Source organism: Streptomyces sp. NPDC001450 (genome assembly GCF_053597295.1).
The window spans coordinates 77839-97199 of sequence record NZ_JBSFHY010000041.1 but is presented as its reverse complement, the minus strand read 5'-3'; the positions used below and the strand labels follow the sequence as shown (position 1 = coordinate 97199).

The window sequence follows — 19361 nt, the reverse complement described above, 5'->3', positions numbered from 1 at the left end:
GTTGCCGAAGGTCACGTTGTTCATGGTCCCGGAGCCCTCCGCCTGGACACCCAGCGCGGCGTACAGGGCGCCCGCAGGCAGACGGCAGGCCTCAACCCGCGTGTAATGCAAGGATGTTGTCCGGAACATCCTGTCGTCCCGGCTCGGTTCAGTCCCCTGCCGCCCACAGGCTGGCCCAGGTCTCCCGACGAAGGCCCACGCCAGGTCCGTCGCCGTCTCAGGTTGTCTCCCTGACGCGCCCTTGTTCAATGGTGACTCCGCCACCTGCTCTTACGGCCGCGACCACGGCCTGGTGCAGATTCCGGCTCTGCTGCTCCGAATGGCAGGGCACAGGGCTTCCCGTCAGGGTGAACCATTCGGAGGTGCCGGTGTACTGGACGGTCACGTCGGCTTCGTTGCCGTCCCAGGTGGTGTGGACGGTCAGGTCGCCGTTCACGACCCCCGCCTCGTCGGTACATGCGCCGCCCCGGCCGGTGAAGACCCCGGGGGTGGTCCATGATGCCCAGACCATGACGTCAGCCTTCCTCTCTGGATGCACGGCTCACACCTGAGCCCGACTGCTGTGTGCCACGGCCTCGCGGAGTCCAGGGACCGGGCCGCTCGTCCCCCTACGGAATGACGATCCCGTGCTCCCTCGCTGCGCGGCGAGGCGGCAGCCCGGGCAGGGTGGCCCGTGCGGGGCCCTGGCTGACCGGCTTCGTGCGGCTGTGCAGACCTGCGGCCGAAGCCACGTAGTCCCGGGCCGTGAGCAGTCCGGTCAGCCGACCGTGCGCGTCGGTGACCGGCAGCGCGTCCATGTCCTCCTCCGCCATCACGGCCGCCGCGTGAAGCGTCGATTCCTCCGGATGGACCGTGACCGTGCGGCGCCCGTGCACGAGGTCGCGCACCTTTCTGCGGGACAGTGTCACCGCGGGGTCCGCGCAGGCGACGGCGAGCTCGGCGCGGTCCAGCACACCGGCGCAGCAGCCGTCCTGGCGAACCACCGGCAGATGCCGCTGCCCGGACCGCTCGACCACCTCCCAGGCCATCAGGAGGGTCTCGTCCTCGCTGATCGAGTACGGCGCCTCGCCCATCAGGGCGCCGACGGAAAGCCTCTCATCCACGGTTGCCTCCTCCCGATCAGCGCCGGCCGAGCCGAGGAACGTCACTGGTGGTTCTCCCCAGGACGGTCAGACGACGGTGGTACTCGTCCTCGTCGATCTCGCCTCGGGCGAAGCGTTCGGCAAGGAGCTGCTCGGGAGTGCGCCCGAGCGGTTGGGTGTCGGCACGGTCCCCGCTCCCTTTCGGCGTCGCCGAGGCGCGGTACAGGAGGACGCCGAGGGTGATGATCAGGGCCCAGAAGAAGACCATGCCGACAGACATGGCGAACCAGCCCCATCCGCTGACACCGTGGTCGAACCAGATCATCACGGTGACTCACCTCCTCGAGTGCGCCGGGAGCACAGGCCCGGTGCCTGCGGCTTTCGAAGTGTCTGGTGCTCACACTCGCCCAGGCCGCGGAGCACGTCATGAGCCGGTGAGGCCAATGCGAGGGGCCGATGGGCCCTCATCGCCCGGAGGGCGACGCATGGGCGCGAACGGTGTCCGTACGGCCCTGGGGAAGAGCCGTTCGTCCCCTGCCACGGGCCCAGTCCGCCGAGGTGTGATGGACGGGGACCGGACCGCGGGCAACGACGCCGGACGGACAGAGGTGGCCATGAACCGCTCCGCTTTGACCACACGCGTGCGCTCCCTGACCGGGGCGGTCGCCCCCACGAGGCTGGAGCCCGCTCTCCTGGCCGTCACGGCGGCGGCCCTTGCCGCAGGGGGCGCCGCCTGGTTCGCCGGTGACCAGGGTCTCGCCGACCTGCTGTGGGCGCTGGGCACTCTGTGCGCGGTCCCACCGGCGGTGGGCTGGGTGGTCGCCGCACTCCGCCACGGCCGTGCGGGGGTCGACCTGATCGCGGTTCTCGCTCTCGGTGGCACGCTTGCCGTCCATGAGTACCTGGCCGGTGCGCTCATCGCGCTGATGCTCGCGACCGGTCGCACGCTGGAGGCGGCAGCCCAGCGGCGGGCCTCGCACGATCTGCGGGCGCTGCTGGAGCGTGCGCCCCGGTCGGCGCGTCGCCGGACGGCCGACGGAGTCGCCACGGTTCCGCTGGCCGCGGTCGCCGTGGGTGACCTGCTTGTCGTGGGGCCGGGCGAGGTCGTCCCGGTGGACGGGCGGGTCGAGGGCGCCCTGGCCAACCTCGACGAGTCCGTACTCACCGGTGAGTCCCTCACCGTCGAACGGGCGGCGGGCGACAGCGTCCGCAGCGGGGTGGTCAACGCCGGAAGCGCCTTCGAGTTGCGAGCCACGGCGACCGCGCGGGACAGCACCTACGCCGGCATCGTGCGACTGGCCAGGCAGGCCGGGGCCGAATCCGCACCCGTGGTGCGGCTGGCCGACCGCTACGCGGCCTGGTTCCTTCCGCTCACCCTGGCGGTGGCGGGGCTGGCCTGGCTGCTCAGTGGTTCGGCGGTGCGAGCGGTCGCGGTGCTGGTGGTCGCCACCCCCTGTCCGCTGCTGCTGGCCGCGCCGGTGGCCATCGTCTCCGGGATCTCCCGCGCCTCACGCCTGGGAGTCGTCATGCGTGACGGTGGAGCCCTGGAGAACCTGGGCCGGGCCCGCACCCTGCTGCTCGACAAGACCGGCACCCTCACCCGCGGCCGCCCTCGCGTCCTCGACGTGGTGGCCGCGCCGGGGTGGCAGCCGGCAGAGGTGCTGAGGCTGGCCGCGTCACTGGACCAGTACTCGCCCCACGTTCTGGCCGAGGCGATCGTCGACACCGCGCACGAGCGGAAGCTGGTCCTGTCGGTCCCGTCCGACGTCGCCGAGAAGCCCGGCCGGGGTGCTGCGGGCATCGTGGACGGGCACCGGGTGTCCGTCGGCCGCATCGACGCGTCCGGTGCCCGGCCGGCCTGGGCGAGGGCGGTGGACAACCGGGCGCTTCTCGACGGTGCTGCCGTGGCCTGGCTGGCCGTCGACGGGTGTCCGGCGGGCGCGGTGCTCCTGAAGGATCCCCTGCGCCACGACGCCCCGCGCACCCTGCGCCACCTGCGGGCCGCGGGCATCGAGCGGCTGCTGATGCTGACGGGCGACCGCGCGGAGCCGGCCCGCGAGGTGGGCGCCGTCCTCGGTCTGGACGACGTCCGCGCCGGGCTCGACCCGGCCGGGAAGGTCGCCGTCGTACGGGCCGAACGGGAACGCGCGATCACCGTCATGGTGGGGGACGGCGTGAACGACGCTCCCGCCCTGGCCGCCGCGGACATCGGCGTGGCGATGGGTGCACGCGGCTCGACCGCCTCCTCGGAGGCCGCCGACATCGTGCTGACCACCGATCGTGTGGACCGGCTCGCGGACGCTGTCTTCATCGCCGTACGGGCGCGGCGGATCGCCGTGCAGAGTGCTCTGGGTGGGATGGCGATGTCCCTGGCCGCGATGGCCGCGGCCGCGTTCGGCCTGCTGCCGCCCGCCGCCGGTGCCCTGCTCCAGGAGGCCATCGACGTCGCTGTCATCCTCAACGCCCTGCGGGCACTGCACGTCGGCCAGGCCACGCGACCGGCGCTGACGCCCGCTGCCGAGGCACTCATCCACCGCTTCGCGTCGGAACACGACGACCTCCAGAACGTGCTCGAAGCGGTGCGCGGTGCCGCCGATCACCTCTCCGACGGTCCCGGGCCGCAGGCTCTGGCGGCCGTCGAGGAGGCGCACCGGCTGCTCACCGAACGGCTGCTGCCCCACGAGTACGCCGAGGAGCACGAGCTCTACCCCGCCCTCGCCCCCGCCCTCGGCGGCCCGGAGGCCACGGTCACCATGAGCCGGGCCCACTCCGAGATCGAACGCCTCTCCCGCCGCATCGCCACCCACCTGCAACTGGCCCGCGCCGGGGGTGGCCTGGCCCCCGGCCAGCTCGACGACCTGCGCTCCTGCCTGTACGGACTGCACACGGTCCTCCGCCTGCACTTCACGCAGGAGGAGGAGAGCTACTTCTCACTGGCCCAGTGAGATCCCTCGGGGACGTGTCGCCGGAGCACTCGGCACGGGAGGGCCACGCGGCCCGCATCGTGCCCGGTCAGCCCCTGCGGCCGGGACTCGCCGCCGGACGCTGAGGGCGGGGCCGTCCGGAGGGAGAGTCCGTGGTGACCGGCGTCCAGGAAGTCCGCATACGGCGGGCGTCACTGCCTTCGACGCCGACGCCCTGGCCGAGAACCACGACGTGCCGCGGCCGAACTGCTCGCCGACCACGCGGCCCGGCTCGCCCCGCTCACCGACCTCGACGTGCACGACCTGTTCACCTCGCCCCGGTGCTCCCCGCTGCTGTTCGGCTACGCCGGCAGCCCCGCCGCCGACCTCGGCGGCCTGGTGCAGCGTGGCCGACCGCCGGCTGCGCCGGCCTTGAAGGGCCGGGCGCTGCACGGCCCCTTGGCTGTCTGAGAGGTAACTGAGAAGTTGCTGTGCCAGGCTGACGGCCCTCACCCCTCAGGAGCGCCTTTATGAATCTGGTCAACGGTCTGCCCACCCACGTCCTGCTGGTCCATGTGGTCGTCGTGTTGATACCCCTGACCGCGTTGACCCTGGTCACAGCCGCGCTGTGGCCGCGCGCCGCCCGGCGGTTGGGTCCGCTGCTGCCGCTCCTGGCTCTGATCGCTCTGGTCAGTGTGCCGCTGACCACCCACGCCGGCGAGTGGCTCGAACGGCACGTGGACGACGACGCGCTGGTACGCCGGCACACCGAGCTGGGCGACGGGCTGCTGCCATGGGCCTTGGGCCTGTTCGCGCTGGCAGCGGTGGTCTGGTGGGCGGGGCGGCGCGCTCCTGCGGAGCCTGGGCAGAGCGGCGGCACGCGCTGGTCCGCCCTCCCCGTACGCATCGTCGTGGGCGTGCTCTCGCTCGCCGTTGCAGCGGGGGCGGTGGTGGACGTCTACCGGATCGGCGACTCCGGCGCGAAGGCCGCGTGGCACGACGCCTACTCGAAGACGGCGACAGGCGAAAAGGATCATTCCTGATCCGGGGCGGGCCGCTCATCCCGGCCCGCCCCGCGTTCGAGAGGGCCATTGAGGCCGAGGCGACAGGCAGACCGCCGCGAGCCATGCCCATCAGGCGGGCCCGGCGACGCCGGGCCCCGTTGCACGACCACAGGACCCGGCCGATGTGGCCGGGCTGCGGGCCCGGGAGTCGCGGTGGTCATGGTCTCGGCTCCTCGCGTATGTCGCTGGTTCAGGGCCGAACGGCCCTGGTGGACCGGTGGTTCCCGTGGTGTGCTGGTAGTGACGGGAAGGGCCCGTTGGAGACGCGGGGAAGCGGCGGAAGCCGCGCACCGCGCAATCCGGATCCGCGAGAAGTGGATGGCCCTTCCCGTCCAGTCATGCCGCGGCCGGGTCGGTGGATCCCCGAGCAGCGGCGATCCGGTGCTGGACGATCACCTCGTCCTCGGCCCGCGTGACGAGGATGTCGACCGCGGCGGCGACGGACGGGGACGGTCCCGGTCCCAGTGAGGTGTCGGCGGTCTCCACGGCGTACGCCACGAGGCGGCCGGGCAGCTGGTGCGGCTCCCACGCCACCTCGACGGCTTCGCCGAGTCCGCGCGGGCCGAGCTCTCCTGGCCGGGGCGGTCGGCGGGCGTCCAGTTCGAGGCGGTGGATCCGGCCCGGGTGACTCGGTCGGGTGTGCGCCGCCTCCAGGATCACGATCACGGTCAGCTCCGTGCGGTCCCACAGCCTGATCAGCCGCCCTGGATCAAGGTCGCGTTCCGCAAGGACGGTGCCGGGTGGGAAGGGCCCCTCCAACGCCCGCTCGCGCAGGCGGGACAGCACGGCCCCGCCGACACCTTCGTCGCGGGGCGGGTCGCCGACGGCGATGATCGCGATGCGCGTGGAGACGCTCAATGGTGTCTCTCTCCCTCCACGGCGGGTGCTCCAGCGTGCGGGTCGACGGACATCGGGTCCCATGGGCCGAAGGGCCCTCGACGGATCCGAGCGGCCCGTGGCGGCGGGGCACGGACGCGCCCACCCTGGTAGCAGACGCCATGAAGGGAGCCGGTGCGATGACCTCCGCCACCACCATGATCACGGCTCTGGAGCCCGAGCACCGCGAACGGCTGATGCGCCTCGCCCGCGAGGTCTCCTTCGAGGCCGGGACCCACCTGTTCGAGGAGGGCAGGCACGCGGACCGGTTCTGGATCATCCGTACCGGGACCGTCGCCCTCGACCTGCACGTGCCCGGCCGCCGTCCCGCCGTCATCGAGTCGCTCGGGCACGGCGAACTGGTCGGCTGGTCCTGGCACTATCCGCCGTACGTCTGGCATCTGGGCGCGGAGGCGACGAGCCCGGTGCGGGCCTGGGAGTTCGACGCCGAGGCGGTCCGGGAGATGTGCGCCGAGGACGCCGAGTTCGGCCGGGCGATCGCCGTCTGGGTCGGGCGAGTGGTCGCGCAGCGTCTGCACGCCTCCCGGGTCCGGCTGCTCGACCTCTACGCCCCCTACGGCAGCGGTGGCCTGACGTGACCGCCCAGCCCTGCGAGGAGGACAGCATGCACAGCAGCCCGCATCGAGTGAGCGACGTGATGACGCATGCCGTCGTCGCGGTGGGTCGCGAGGCTCTGTTCAAGGAGATCGTCGAGCGCATGGACCAGTGGAAGGTCAGTGCCCTACCGGTGCTGGAGGGCGACGGCCGGGTGATCGGGGTCGTGTCCGAGGCCGATCTGCTGCCCAAGGAGGAGTTCCGGGACAGCGATCCGGACCGCTCCACCCAGCGGCGTCGGCTGTCCGATCTGGCCAGGGCCGGGGCAGTGACGGCGCAGGAGATGATGAGCACCCCGGCCGTCACCGTCCACGCCGACGCCACACTCGCCGAAGCAGCCCGCATCATGGCCCTGCGCAACGTCAAGCGGCTGCCCGTGGTGAACTCCGAGGGCCTGCTCGAAGGCGTCGTCAGCCGCGGCGACCTCCTCAAGGTGTTCCTGCGCCCGGACAAAGATCTTGCGGACGAGATTCGGCGCGAGGTGGTCGACGTCCTCTTCCCGGCTCCGGTGGAGCCCGTGCACATCGTCGTCACCGAGGGCATCGCCACGCTGACCGGACGAGTGCCGGACGCCAGCCGGATTCCTCTGGCCGTCCGTCTCGTGCGGGGCGTCGAGGGCGTGGTGGGCGTGGACTGCCGACTCGCGGCGGCCGATGCGTAGTGGAGTCGCCGTCCGGCGACGCGCCATTCACGCGGGGGCCGCCCGCTGTGGATCGGGCAGGTCGGGATAGAGGTTCGGCTGGCTGGGCGGACCGGTCAGTGTGCACCGCACGTCCACCACGCCTTCCACGGCCCGTGCCAGCAAGGCGGCGAGCGGGACCAGCTCGGTGTCGTGCACCCGGCCCTCGAGCGTCACGACACCGTCGTGCACCTCGATCCGGACCGCTTCGGCCTGGGTACCGAACAGCCGTAGGACGACCTCGCGCCGGACCTCCTCGGCGATGTCCTTGTCGGCTCGCAGGAACACTTTCAGCAGGTCGGCACGGCTGACGATGCCCTTGAGGGCTCCGTCGTGATCGACGACCGGCAGCCGTTTGACCTTGTTGCGCACCATGACGCGCGCCGCGTGGGCGAGGGGGGCGTCGGGGGTCACGGTGACGGCCGGGGCGGTCATCAGGTCGCCGGCGGTCACCGCCCCCGCCTTGTACAGGTCGGCGGGATGCTGCACCTGCCCGTACCGGTCGAGGTCGCCTCGGTGGTACTCCTCCTTGGGCAGCATGTCGGCCTCGGACACGACACCGACGACGTGTCCGGCGTCATCCAGCACCGGGAGGGCGCTGACCCGCCACTCCCACATCGTCTTCACGATGTCCTTGAAGGCCGCTCCCGTGCGCAGGGCGACGACCTTGGGGGTCATCACGTCGTTCACGACGGTCGCAGTGCCGTCCATGGCATCCTCCAGGGGCTCGGGATGCCGTCCTAGGACACCTTCAGCCTGCGGCCGAGGTCTCCTCCTGGGCAGGGGCCGAGTGGCCTGTACACGAGACCGAAGCGGGCACGGCGAAAGCGCTCCCGCCGCCGTGCCCCTACGGCGTCGGCAACGGCACCCGCCAGGTCAGCAGCGCGCCACCGCCGACGGGGCTGCTCACCTCGAACCGACCGCCCAGCTGCTCCGCCCGCTCGGCCATGTTGCGCAGCCCGCTGCGGCGGCCGCCGGGCGGGATGCCCACGCCGTTGTCCGCGACCGTCAGGGACACCTCGTGACCGTCGGCTCTCAGGACCACCTGGGCCCGGTCGGCTTGGGCGTGCCGGGCCATGTTGGTGAGGGCCTCCGAGAGCACGGCCACGACATGATCGGCGACCTCCCCCGGCACATCCGTGTCCAACAGGCCTTCCATGCGCACGCTCGGGGCAAAGCCGAGCAGTGGAGCCGCCTCCCCCGCCGCGCGGACGATCCTGGCCCGCAGTCCGCTCCCGGCGCCGCCCTCGTGCGCCCGCAGCCCGAAGATCGTCGACCGGATGATCTTGATGGTCTCGTCGAGGTCGTCGACGGCCCGCAGGACCCGCTCGCAGGCTTCCGGATGCTCGATGAAGCGGCCCGCGCTCTGCAACGTCATACCGGTGGCGAACAGGCGCTGGATGGCCAGGTCGTGCAGGTCCCGGGCGATCCGGTCGCGATCCTGCAGCACCGCGATCTGCTCGGCGTCCTGCCGCCGTTCGGCCAGCTCCATCGCGATCGCGGCCTGGGCGGCGAACCCCCGCAGCGTCTCGGTCTCGTTCTCCGAGAACACCGGGCGCCCCGCCTCACGCGCCAGCAGGACCACGCCCCGGGCGCCGCCCTCCCCCGTGCCGATGGGGACGGCGACCCCCGGGCCGAGTCCGGTGAAACGCGGGGGTTCGGGGGAGATCCGTGGGTCGTGGGCGACATCCTCGCTGACGACCGGTGCGGCGGTGGAGTACGCCAGTCCGATCAGGGTTTCCTGCAGGGGCAGCACCAGCCCCCGATGCTCTTCCGCGTCCATGCCGACGGCGATCTCCACGGTGAGCGATCCGCCGTCCTCCTCCACCGGCATCGCGACCGCCGCGAGGGCCGAGCCCGTGATCTCCCGGGCACGCTCGGCGATCAGGTTCAGGGCCTCGGAGCGTCCGCTGCCCGGCATCAGGCTGTACGTGATCTCCGCGTTCGCCCGCAGCCAGCGCTCCCGCAGCCGCGAGTCCTCGTACAGGCGCGCGTTGTCGATGGCCACGCCGGCCGCCACGGCCAGCGTCGACAGCACCGCTTCGTCCTCCGCGTCGAACTGCGCGCCACCCCGCTTCTCGGTCAGGTACAGATTGCCGAACACCTGGTCGCGGACCCGGATCGGGACACCGAGGAAGCTGCTCATCGGCGGGTGGTTAGCGGGGAAGCCGTACGAGGCCGGGTGCTCGGAGATCTTCGCGAGCCGGAGCGGCTCCGGGTGCCGGATCAGCTCGCCGAGGATGCCATGGCCCTCCGGATAGGGCCCGATCTCGGAGATCTGCTCCTCGGTGACGCCCACCGTATGGAAGCCCGACAGGGTCTTGCCGTCCGGTCCGATGACGCCGAGCGCGGCGTATTCGGCGTCCACCAGCACGGCGGCCGCTTCCACGATGGAGTGCAGGGCCTGTTCCAGGTCCAGCTCCCGGCCGACGGCGAGCACCGCCTCCAGGAGACTGTGCACCCGGTCCCGGGTGCCGCGGGCCACGTCGATCCGGGCCTGCAACTCCTCCAGCAGTTCATCGAGCTTCAGCTGCGGCAGTGACACAGGAGGCTCCTCCGGGCTTGCCACCACGCTCCGCCAGGTCCCTCAGCGGGAGCCGTCGGATTGTTTTGCTTCCACCGTATCCGTACCCGGTGGAAGCCGGTACGCAAGGCGCTCCGTCGGCCCGGACCCCGCGCACCGCGGCCGCACGTCAGTTGCTTGGGGGCCGATCGGCCCACCCCCTGGGGACCCAGAGCACCTCCCCCGGCGGCCCTGTCCCGCCCGACGCTGGAGACGTACGAGACCGCACAGCCGAGGAGAGGCGTCATGGTCCGCTACGTCTACGACTTCCAGGACGGCGGCCGCGACCTGGCCGGCCTGCTCGGCGGCAAGGGCGCGAACCTGGCCGAGATGACCCGTCTGGGTCTGCCGGTGCCACCGGGGTTCATCGTCACCACCGAGGCCTGCCGCGCCTTCCTGGCCGCCGGCGAGGAGCCGGAGGGCATGTCGGCGGAGGTCTCCCGGCATCTTTCGGCACTGGAGACGGCCACCGGGCGGCTGCTCGGGCAGGCGGACGACCCGCTGCTGGTGTCCGTCCGCTCCGGGGCCCGTTTCTCCATGCCCGGCATGATGGAGACGGTCCTCGACATCGGCCTGAACGACGCCTCCGTACTCGGCCTGGCCAAGGTGTCCGCCAATGAGCGCTTCGCCTGGGACTCCTATCGCCGGCTCGTCCAGATGTACGGCAGCACGGTGATGGGAGTCGATCCGGCCCTGTTCGACGAGGCCATGACCCTGCTGAAGGAGGCCCGCGAAGCCCCCGACGACCTCCATCTCGACGCGAGCGACCTCGCCTGGCTGGTGGAGACGTACAAGAGCCTGATCCGGGACGAGACGGGCCACGACTTCCCGCAGTCCCCCGCCCAGCAGCTCCAGCAGGCGATCCTCGCCGTGTTCCGGTCCTGGAACGCCGAGCGCGCCCGCCTGTACCGGCGGCGCGAGCACATCCCGGACGACCTGGGGACCGCGGTCACCGTGCAGCGCATGGTGTTCGGCAACCTCGGCCCCGACTCCGGCAGCGGCGTCGCCTTCACCCGCGATCCGGCGACCGGTCGCCCCGGCCTGTACGGCGACTACCTGCCGAACGCGCAGGGTGAGGACGTCGTGTCGGGCGTACGGGACGCCGTACCGCTTGCCGAACTGGAACGGCTGGACCCGCGCTCGTACCGGAAGCTGCGTGATCACGCCCAGACCTTGGAGCGCCACTACCGGGACCTGTGCGACATCGAGTTCACCATCGAGCGCGGCACCCTGTGGATGCTGCAGACCCGGGTGGGCAAGCGGACCGCAGAGGCCGCGTTCGCCATCGCCGCCGAGCTGGCCGAGGAGGGGTTGATCACCGCCGACGAGGCCCTGGCCCGGGTCAGCGGCGAAGGGCTGGCGAGGCTGATGTTCCCCCGCTTCGACACCGCCGCGACGGGCGACGCGCTCGCTCATGGTGTACCGGCCTCGCCGGGTGCCGCGGTGGGCGCGGCCGTGTTCGACTCCGCGGAGGCCGTACGCAGGGCCGCAGCCGGAGAACAGGTTGTGCTCGTCCGCCAGGAGACCACCCCCGACGACCTGCCCGGCATGGTCGCCGCGCAGGCGGTACTGACCGGACGGGGCGGCAAGACCAGCCATGCGGCGGTGGTCGCCCGTGGGATGGGCAAGGTCTGTGTGTGTGGTGCGCAGGACATCACCGTCAACGCCGAGGCGCGCCGCTTCACCGCCCAGGCCGGCACGGTCGTCGAGGAGGGCACTGTCATCTCGGTCGACGGCTCGACCGGGGACGTGTACGCGGGTGCGATTCCGCTGGTCGCCTCCGCGACGATGCGCTATCTGGAGACCGGCGAGCACCTGGACACCACTGTGGCCGCCGTCGCCCGCGCCCTGGACCACGCCGACTCGGTGCGTCGGCTGGAGGTGCGGGCCAACGCCGACACCGCCGAAGACGCGGCCCGCGCCCGGCGGTTCGGTGCGCAGGGCATCGGACTGTGCCGCACCGAGCACATGTTTCTCGGCGAGCGGCGACAGTTGGTCGAACGGATGATCCTGGCCCGCACGGACGCCGAGCGCGACCATGCCCTGGCGGCTCTTCTCCCGCTCCAGCGGCGGGACTTCGTGGCCATCCTGGAGGCCATGGACGGCCTGCCGGTCACCATCCGGCTCCTGGATCCGCCGCTGCACGAGTTCCTGCCCGACCGCACCGACCTCGCCGTGCGCATCGCCGTCACCAAGGCCGGCGGCAGACAACCGGACGCGCACGAGGTGGAGTTGCTCGATGCCGTGAACCGGATGCACGAGGAGAACCCGATGCTCGGCCTGCGCGGCGTGCGGCTCGGGCTCGTGGTACCGGGACTGGTGACGATGCAGGTGCGGGCGATCGCCGAGGCGGTCCTCGAGCGCACCCGCGGCGGCGGATCCCCACGGGCGGAGATCATGGTGCCGCTCGTCGGCGCTGCAGAGGAACTCCGGCTCACCCGCGAGGACGTGAGGCGGGTGCTGGCCGAGGTCGCCGAGGAGTCCGGCATGCCTGTCCACTGCCCCGTCGGCACGATGATCGAGCTGCCCCGGGCCGCGCTCACGGCCGGCCGGATCGCCGAGGAGGCCGAGTTCTTCTCGTTCGGCACCAACGACCTCACCCAGACCACCTGGGGCTTCTCCCGCGACGACGTGGAAGCCGCGTTCTTCTCGGCCTACCTCGACAAGGGCGTGTTCACCGCCTCGCCGTTCGAGACGCTCGACCGTGAGGGTGTGGGCCGGCTGGTCCGGATCGCCGTCGAGGAGGGCCGTGCCGCCCGCCCGGACCTGCAGACCGGCGTCTGCGGAGAACACGGCGGCGACCCCGAGTCCATCCAGTTCTTCCACACAGCCGGACTGGACTACGTCTCCTGCTCGCCCTTCCGGGTCCCGGTCGCCCGTCTGGAGGCAGGCCGGGCTGCCCTGCAGAGCACGGACGAGAGCGACACCAGGTGACGACGGCATCCAGGTCGACCGGCCCTTCCATTGGCCCGATCGACCCTGGAGAGGGAGCGAGCCATGAGAGACAGTGAACACAGGAGCGGCACCGATCCCCCGCGGTGTCGCTCCGCCCGCGTCCCGCTCCACCGGAACCAGCGGGGGTGCCAGGTCCGGCAGGCAGGAGTGCGACACACCCGCGAAGAAGCCAGCCATGAACCGTAACGACCGCCCGGCGCACCGGCGCATCGACCTCGATCGCGACGAGGCACTGCGGCTGCTCGGCACCGTGTCCATGGGCAGGATCGTCTTCACCCGGCAGGCCCTGCCCACGGCCCGTCCGGTCAACCACGTCCTGGACGGCGGCGACATCGTCATCCGCACCCATGAGGGATCGGCCCTCACCTCCCAGGCCCGACCGGCCGACGACAACGGCGTCGTCGTCGCCTACGAGGCCGACGCCATCGACCCGGACACACGTCTCGGCTGGAGTGTGGTGGTCACGGGCTATGCCCGGCTGGTGACAGACCCCGGCGAACTGGTACGCATTCGGGCACTGTTGGAGCCCTGGGCGGCCGAGCCGGGCATGGACCATGCGGTACGCATCCATCCCGACCTGATCACGGGAATTCTCCTCGCCGCGCGTGGCGAGGCTCCGGAGGACGGTTGATTCCACCTCCGTGCGCGAGCACGACACCTCACACGGTGATCCGGCGCCCGGTTACGGTGAAGGTATCGATGCGCACCCACAGGCTGCGGGAACCCCCGGCCCAGGGCCTGCTGTAGGCACGTTCCGTGAGCCGGCGCTGCTCCTCCTGCTCCGTGACCGCGCGGGCGGGTCCGCGGACCAGGACGCTCCAGCCCTGGCTGAACGCGTCGTCGATGCGATCGACCTCGAAGGCCACCTGACAGCCGTCGGCCAGGGAGGGCGTCGCGCCGCGCGCGGTCCGGAAGACGATCGAACCGTCGACGACGCTGTAGTTGACGGGCACGATCACCGGCCCGGAGGCCGTGGGCACCGCGAGCCGCCCCACCCCGTGCATCGCCAGCAGGCTGCGGCACTCGCCGGGACGCAGCCAGGTGAACCGCGGTGCGTGCCCGGCCCGTCCGGTTCCCGGTGGCAGGTCCACGACGCCGCCGGTGAGTTCGGCGACGGTCGTCTCCAGTGCCCCGGCCAGCTTCATCAGCGCACTGCTGCCCGGCGCGGCGCCAGGATGTTCCTCCAGGTACCTGAGGTAGGTGACCGCCATCCCGGCCCGCGCCGCCACCTGTCGCCGTGTCAGGCCGAGTTGCACCCGCCGGGCGGCGAGCCGACGGCCCAGGTCGCCCAGCGGCGCCTCCGTCGCAGCCACCGCGGGAGCGTCCGCCGCCACGCCCGCCTTCGTCCGTTCGGCCATGGTCCCTCACCCTCTTCTCGCTTCTCCTCAGGCCGCGGGCACGGCTATTTCTGCGTGCTGCTCCCCGCCGAGGACCACCTTGAGCGCGCCGGTCTCGCCGGCCATGGAGAAGACCTCGTACGCCTCCTCCATCTGCTCCAGCGGGAAGGTGTGGGTGACCAGCTGCCGGGTCGGCAGCCGGCCGGCGGCGGCCATCCGAAGCAGCGTGGGGGTGGAGTAGGTGTCCACCAACCCGGTCGTGATCGTCACATTCTTGATCCACAGGTCTTCGAGGTGCAGCGTGGCCGGCCTGCCGTGCACACCCACGTTGGCCACGTGCCCGCCGGGGCGGACCATGCGGGTGCACAGCTCGAAGCTCTCCGGTACGCCGACCGCCTCGATGACCACGTCCGCGCCGAGCCCGTCGGTCAGGTCGGCGACCAGCTGGGCGGGAGCCTCGTGGACGTCCGCCACCGCGTCCGCGCCCAGCCGGTGGGCCGCCTCCAGCCGGGCCGGGGCCAGGTCCACGGCGATGATCCGCTCGGGTGAGAAGAGCCGGGCGGTGGCGATCGCGGCCAGCCCGATGGGGCCTGCTCCGACGATGGCGACGGTGTCGCCGGGGCGTACGTGCCCGTTGAGGACGCCCACCTCGTAGGAGGTCGGGAAGATGTCCGCGAGCAGCACGGCGTCCTCGCTGCGGAGGGCGCCGGGCAGCGGGTGGACGGACAGGTCGGCGAAGGGCACGCGGACGTACTCGGCCTGGGTACCGTCGATCAGATGGCCGAGGATCCAGCCCCCGCCGCCCCGGCACTGGCCGTAGCTGCCGTCACGGCAGAACCGGCACCGGCCGCAGGAGGTGATGCAGGACATCAGCACCCGGTCTCCGGGCCGGACGGTGCGTACGTCGCTGCCGACCTCGACGATCTCACCGACGGCTTCGTGCCCGAGGACCGTTCCGGGACGCACCTCGGGCACATCGCCCTTGAGGATGTGCAGGTCCGTCCCGCAGATCGTCCCGACACCGACCTTCACGATCGCGTCGGTGGGTTCCTTGACGGCCGGGTCCGGGACGTCCTGCCAGGCAGCCTGCCCGGGGCCGTGGAAGACGAAGCCTTTCATGACGCTCCTCACCCTCGTCGGTCTGCCGCGGGACCCGGGTTCCGGCGCGTGCGACGACGGGCGCGGGCCGGGTTCCGGCGCGATGCCGGGTGCCCCGCACATTCAGCTTGGGCAGCGCGCATGGGGCCGCGCTTGGGCCGTCCGGCCCTCGCCGTCGGCCGAACGGTGCCCTTCCCGGCCAAAGGCGAGCTGCGGCGGCGCCCGGGCCGGTCGTCCCTCCTGCGAGCCGATCGGCCCCTCCCCGCGACGCGACAACCGCCGGACGATGAAGGTGTCGCGGACCTGCTCCCAGCGAGGTCGGCGCCGCCCGCCCGAACGACGGACGAGGCGCCGGTCGGAGGGTGAGGCGAGAGTTCATGAACGAGACGCTGTCCCTCGGCCGGATCGCCGGCGTGCGGGTCGGCCTGCACTGGAGTGTCCTCGTCATCGTCGCCCTGGTGACTGTCGCGCTCGCGCGCGGCCGGTTTCCCGCTGCCCACCCGGGCTACTCCCCCAACGTGTACTGGGGACTCGCCCTGCTGACCGCCGTCGTTTTCCTCGGTTCCCTGCTGGCGCACGAACTGGCGCATGCCGTGGTCGCCCGCCGCAACGGCGTCCAGGTGGACGGGATCACGCTGTGGATGCTGGGCGGCGCCGCCCGCCTGCACGACGAGGCGCCGACACCGGCCGCGGAGCTGCGCATCGCCGGCGTGGGTCCGCTCACGAGCCTGCTGGTCGGTGGCCTGCTCGCGGGCATCACCGCAGGGCTGAAGGCACTCCACACGTCCGGGCTGGTGGTCGAGGCATTCGCGTGGTTGGCCGCGATCAACATTCTGCTGGCTGTCTTCAACGCGCTGCCCGCCGCACCACTGGACGGCGGACGGCTGCTGCGCGCGTACTTGTGGCACCGCACCGGCGACCGGCTGCGAGCCACTCGAGGTGCCTCGTCGGCGGGCCGGGCGCTGGGCTGGTTCTTGGTGGTGGCCGGTTTCCTGGCCGTGCTGTACGGGCGTGACCTGTCTGGTCTGTGGCCCGCGCTGATCGGCTGGTTCCTCATAGCCGCGGCCACCGCCGAGGCCCGTCAGGCCGAGATGCGCAGCCTACTGCGTGGTGTCCCGGCCAGCCGGGTCATGACGCCGGACCCGGTCACCGTGCCGGCCATGGCGACCCTCGCCGACATCCTTGCCGAGGGGCCCTTCGGCCGGTACCGCCACTCCGCCTTCCCGGTGCTGGCAGCGGACGGCTCGGTGGATGGTGTGCTGACGCTTCGGGGTGTCGACGCGACCCCGCCCCAGGCCCGTGCGAGCACGATGGTCCACGAGGTGATGCGCCCCGTCGACGAGGTCGTCACGGCCGCCCCCGAGGAACCCGTGATCGACCTGCTCCCCCGCCTGGAGGCGAGCCCCGTGCGCCGTGCGCTGATCCTCGACAAGGGTCACCTCGTCGGCATCCTCACCATCGCCGACATCACCCGTGCCCTGGCCTGGCCGGCCACGTCCACCGCTCGCGGCTCCGCAGGGCCGCGCCACGACCGCCCCGAACAACCCAAGGAGAGGTGATGACCACCAGCAGCCCGCCCTCCACCTCGGTGCCTCCGCACCAGGTGCAGGTGAGTCATCTCAAGAGTCAGGCCTTCGCAGTCACGGTACGCGGGCACACCCTCATCACCGATCAGCCCGTCGAGGCGGGCGGTGACGACCGCGGCCCGACGCCCGTCGAAGTGCTCGTCGTATCACTCGCCTCATGCGTCGCCTACTACGCGGGACGCTTCTTCGAACGCCACCACCTCGACCGCGAACACCTCCGCGTGCTGGCGGACTTCACCATGGCCGACGACCGGCCTGCCCGCGTCGCCTCCGTACGTCTGAGGGTCCTGGTGCCGCACGAGCTGAGCGGGGCCAGGCTCGAGGCGCTGCGTGCGGTGGTCGATCACTGCACGGTGCACAACACCTTGCGGCAACCGCCCGAGGTACGGATCGAGTTCAGCTGACCGGTGGCCGTCCCCGCGAAGCGTGGGTCGACGCGGGGGTCGACGCGGGGGTCGACGTCAGTCGCGCTCCGGCACGACGGCGACCGGGCATGCGGCGTGATGCAGCACTCCGTGGGCGACGCGGCCGAGTTGGAGGCCGAAGTGGCCGTGGCGGCGCCGGGCACCGACAACCAACAGGTCGGCCTCGTGGGAAGCGGCCAGCAGGGCGTCGCGGGCGCGGGCCTCGACCGTACGGCGTTGCACCCGCAAGTCGGTGGGCACCTGGCGCAGCGCCTCTTCCAGCGCTTCCACCGCCTCCTGCTCGTGCTGGTGGGCCGGTTCGCCGACGATCAGCGGATGGCCCGTGGTCGCGTGCGCGGGCCGGTGCCAGGCCCGTACGGCCTCCAGCGGCACGCCGCGCAGCAGGGCCTCTTCGGCAGCGAACCGCACAGCGGCCGAGCCCGCCTGCTGCTCACCGACACCCAGGACGATGCGACCGCGCGCCCCCGAGCGGGCCTGGTTGTCGTGGCTGCCGCGCAGCACGATCACCGGGCAGTGTGCGTGACCCGCGACCATGACGCCGACGGAACCCAAGAGTGCCTCGGCCATGCTGCTGCGGCCACGGCAGCCCATGACCACCGCAAGGGCTGTTCGGCTCTCCCGCACGAGCACGTACTCCGGCTCCTCGGGGAGCACGTCGGTGGTCACCTTGGTGCCCGGCTGCCGGTGGTGGGCCCGCCGCTCGGCGGTGTCGACGATGTCTTCCGCCATCACCTCCTGCGACGGCTTGCCGAAGTCATGCGCGACAGAGGCGCCCTCGTAGCGCTCCCACAGCGATGCGTACACCAGCCTGAGAGCCGTGCCGCGCAGGGCGGCTTCGTCCGCCGCCCAGTCCACGGCCCGCAGGCTCGGCTCGGAACCATCGACGCCGACGACGATCGGAAGGTCCATCCTGTTCACCGTCCTGCTGCCTTCATGGGTTCTCCTCCGCGAAGTGCCGGATCAGCGGTGCGCCACGACGGCGACGGGGGCGCTGATGTGGTGCAGGGCGGCATGGGTGACGTGCCCGATGTGAGCACCGAGGTGACTGGTGCGGATGCGTCGGCCGACGACAGCCAGCGACGCGTCGCGCGAGGAGTTGACGAGGATCTGCGCGGCGCTGCCGCACCGGCTCGCCTCGATCACCTCGACGCCCGGGAACTTCTGCCGCCAGGGACGCAGGACCTCAAAGAGGGCGGCGGCCTGTCGGCGTTCGAGAGAGTCGTAGAGTTCGGCGTCGCCGGGGAAGCGGTAGAAGGAGGTGGGCGGCTCGGGCCAGCCGTGCACGACTCGCAGGGACGCTTCCCGGCGTGCGGCGGCGTCGAAGGCGAACTCCAGCAGCGTGTCGTCCGGATCATCGGTGTCGAGGCCGAGCACCACGGGCCGGAAGGGTGCTGCGGCGGAGGGCACGTCCGCTTCGTCCGTCTTGTGCTCGTCCGCGGCCTGCTCGCCCGCCCGCACGAGAACCACCGTTCGTTCGGCGCGTGCGACGACGGACAGACTCACCGAGCCGACCACGAACCCACCGATCGCGCCGAAGCCACGCGAGCCGAGCACCAGCAGTTCGGCGGAGCCCGCTGCCTCGCACAGCATGTCGACCACGCTCCCGGTCAACTGCTCGGTGATCACCTCGAGACCGGGATGGCTCAGCCGGATGCCCTCGGCGGCCTCACTCGGAATCCGCTCGATCCATTGCTGGTCGGTCTGCGGGCCGGGAAGCGGCGGCTGAGCCACGCGCGCGGGCACCGGTTCCCCGACGTGGACGATCTTCAACGGCAGGCGGCGCAGCATCGCTTCACGTGCCGCCCACTCGGCGGCGGCCCGGCTCTCGGGTGATCCGTCGAGGCCTACGGTGACGGTTCGGAGCATGGTGTCCACCTCCCGGGTGAGGTCCGATTCCAGCGTGGTGGCACGCTCGGACTGAGGTCAGGGGCCAGAGGTCCCTGAGCGGGGCCGACCGACCCACCGGAGCGACGGTGGCTGGTCATGGTGCCCGCGGTCGACGAACAGACCGAGCCGCTCCGCTGGTTCGTGTGTCGCGGCCGGTGATCTCTCGCACCAGACCGACGGGAGGCCGAACGGCCCGTCCGGGGGCCGAGAAGCCCCTTTTCCACCGTTTCGTACCGACACATCCTGAAAGCCGACACACCCTGGAAGCAGCAGGACCACCCGCCGAGGACC

At 71.8% G+C, this 19361-nt stretch carries 19 protein-coding genes; 9 read left to right on the top strand and 10 right to left on the bottom strand.

Going from position 1 to position 19361, the window contains the following annotated elements; genetic code table 11:
• Nucleotides 1-217: 217 nt before the first annotated feature.
• From ACWC5O_RS35405 to ACWC5O_RS35395, 3 genes are all read right to left on the bottom strand, one after another.
• Entirely contained in the window at nt 218-511 is a 294-nt protein-coding gene (locus ACWC5O_RS35405; RefSeq protein ID WP_450590187.1) for a hypothetical protein, read from the bottom strand.
• 97 nt (nt 512-608) lie between these two features.
• Nucleotides 609-1103 (bottom strand): CBS domain-containing protein, encoded by a 495-nt coding sequence (locus ACWC5O_RS35400; RefSeq protein ID WP_450590186.1) that lies wholly within the window; start codon nt 1101-1103, stop codon nt 609-611.
• 16 nt (nt 1104-1119) lie between these two features.
• Nucleotides 1120-1407 carry an SHOCT domain-containing protein gene (locus ACWC5O_RS35395; protein WP_450590185.1) on the bottom strand — a complete coding sequence of 96 codons (288 nt, stop codon included), beginning with the start codon at nt 1405-1407 and terminating at the stop codon, nt 1120-1122.
• Nucleotides 1408-1696: 289 nt separating this feature from the next.
• Here ACWC5O_RS35395 and ACWC5O_RS35390 point away from each other — a divergent pair, with 289 nt between their 5' ends.
• The 3 genes from ACWC5O_RS35390 (at nt 1697) to ACWC5O_RS35380 (ending at nt 5028) form a co-directional block, all read left to right on the top strand.
• A complete protein-coding gene (locus ACWC5O_RS35390) occupies nt 1697-4027 on the top strand; it encodes a heavy metal translocating P-type ATPase (protein ID WP_450590184.1) in 2331 nt (776 codons plus the stop codon).
• A 273-nt stretch (nt 4028-4300) separates the two neighbouring features.
• Nucleotides 4301-4456 carry a hypothetical protein gene (locus ACWC5O_RS35385; RefSeq protein WP_450590183.1) on the top strand — a complete coding sequence of 52 codons (156 nt, stop codon included), beginning with the start codon at nt 4301-4303 and terminating at the stop codon, nt 4454-4456.
• Between the two features lie 59 nt (nt 4457-4515).
• Nucleotides 4516-5028 (top strand): DUF2231 domain-containing protein, encoded by a 513-nt coding sequence (locus ACWC5O_RS35380; RefSeq protein ID WP_450590182.1) that lies wholly within the window; start codon nt 4516-4518, stop codon nt 5026-5028.
• Between the two features lie 357 nt (nt 5029-5385).
• Here the strand turns inward: ACWC5O_RS35380 and ACWC5O_RS35375 are convergent, their stop codons facing one another.
• Nucleotides 5386-5907, bottom strand: coding sequence for a hydrogenase maturation protease (locus ACWC5O_RS35375; protein ID WP_450590181.1), 522 nt, complete (start codon nt 5905-5907; stop codon nt 5386-5388).
• A gap of 158 nt (nt 5908-6065) precedes the next feature.
• Between ACWC5O_RS35375 and ACWC5O_RS35370 the strand changes: the two genes are divergently transcribed.
• Both ACWC5O_RS35370 and ACWC5O_RS35365 read left to right on the top strand, forming a co-directional pair.
• Nucleotides 6066-6524, top strand: coding sequence for a Crp/Fnr family transcriptional regulator (locus ACWC5O_RS35370; protein WP_450590180.1), 459 nt, complete (start codon nt 6066-6068; stop codon nt 6522-6524).
• A 26-nt stretch (nt 6525-6550) separates the two neighbouring features.
• A complete protein-coding gene (locus ACWC5O_RS35365) occupies nt 6551-7201 on the top strand; it encodes a CBS domain-containing protein (protein WP_450590179.1) in 651 nt (216 codons plus the stop codon).
• Nucleotides 7202-7228: 27 nt separating this feature from the next.
• Here the strand turns inward: ACWC5O_RS35365 and ACWC5O_RS35360 are convergent, their stop codons facing one another.
• Nucleotides 7229-7930: a CBS domain-containing protein gene (locus ACWC5O_RS35360; RefSeq protein WP_450590178.1), complete on the bottom strand. Its 702-nt coding sequence runs from the start codon at nt 7928-7930 to the stop codon at nt 7229-7231.
• 136 nt (nt 7931-8066) lie between these two features.
• A complete protein-coding gene (locus ACWC5O_RS35355) occupies nt 8067-9788 on the bottom strand; it encodes a GAF domain-containing protein (RefSeq protein ID WP_450590208.1) in 1722 nt (573 codons plus the stop codon).
• A 240-nt stretch (nt 9789-10028) separates the two neighbouring features.
• Between ACWC5O_RS35355 and ppdK the strand changes: the two genes are divergently transcribed.
• Both ppdK and ACWC5O_RS35345 read left to right on the top strand, forming a co-directional pair.
• Nucleotides 10029-12716 carry a pyruvate, phosphate dikinase gene (gene ppdK, locus ACWC5O_RS35350; RefSeq protein WP_450590177.1) on the top strand — a complete coding sequence of 896 codons (2688 nt, stop codon included), beginning with the start codon at nt 10029-10031 and terminating at the stop codon, nt 12714-12716.
• A 196-nt stretch (nt 12717-12912) separates the two neighbouring features.
• Nucleotides 12913-13368 (top strand): pyridoxamine 5'-phosphate oxidase family protein, encoded by a 456-nt coding sequence (locus tag ACWC5O_RS35345; RefSeq protein WP_450590176.1) that lies wholly within the window; start codon nt 12913-12915, stop codon nt 13366-13368.
• Between the two features lie 28 nt (nt 13369-13396).
• On the opposite strand, the gene ACWC5O_RS35340 is transcribed toward ACWC5O_RS35345, so the two are convergent.
• Nucleotides 13397-14095, bottom strand: a complete 699-nt coding sequence (locus ACWC5O_RS35340; protein WP_450590175.1) for a helix-turn-helix domain-containing protein — start codon at nt 14093-14095, stop codon at nt 13397-13399.
• Nucleotides 14096-14122: 27 nt separating this feature from the next.
• Complete coding sequence (locus tag ACWC5O_RS35335; RefSeq protein WP_450590174.1) at nt 14123-15193, bottom strand: zinc-dependent alcohol dehydrogenase family protein; 1071 nt, start codon at nt 15191-15193, stop codon at nt 14123-14125.
• Between the two features lie 356 nt (nt 15194-15549).
• On the opposite strand from ACWC5O_RS35335, the gene ACWC5O_RS35330 reads away from it, so the two are divergent.
• Together ACWC5O_RS35330 and ACWC5O_RS35325 are read left to right on the top strand one after the other, a co-directional pair.
• Complete coding sequence (locus ACWC5O_RS35330; protein WP_450590173.1) at nt 15550-16731, top strand: site-2 protease family protein; 1182 nt, start codon at nt 15550-15552, stop codon at nt 16729-16731.
• Nucleotides 16731-17162: an OsmC family protein gene (locus ACWC5O_RS35325; RefSeq protein ID WP_450590172.1), complete on the top strand. Its 432-nt coding sequence runs from the start codon at nt 16731-16733 to the stop codon at nt 17160-17162. The genes ACWC5O_RS35330 and ACWC5O_RS35325 overlap by 1 nt, the downstream gene beginning before the upstream one ends.
• A gap of 57 nt (nt 17163-17219) precedes the next feature.
• On the opposite strand, the gene ACWC5O_RS35320 is transcribed toward ACWC5O_RS35325, so the two are convergent.
• Together ACWC5O_RS35320 and ACWC5O_RS35315 are read right to left on the bottom strand one after the other, a co-directional pair.
• Nucleotides 17220-18092 carry a universal stress protein gene (locus tag ACWC5O_RS35320; RefSeq protein WP_450590171.1) on the bottom strand — a complete coding sequence of 291 codons (873 nt, stop codon included), beginning with the start codon at nt 18090-18092 and terminating at the stop codon, nt 17220-17222.
• A gap of 51 nt (nt 18093-18143) precedes the next feature.
• Nucleotides 18144-19049 (bottom strand): universal stress protein, encoded by a 906-nt coding sequence (locus ACWC5O_RS35315; RefSeq protein WP_450590170.1) that lies wholly within the window; start codon nt 19047-19049, stop codon nt 18144-18146.
• Nucleotides 19050-19361 lie beyond the last annotated feature (312 nt).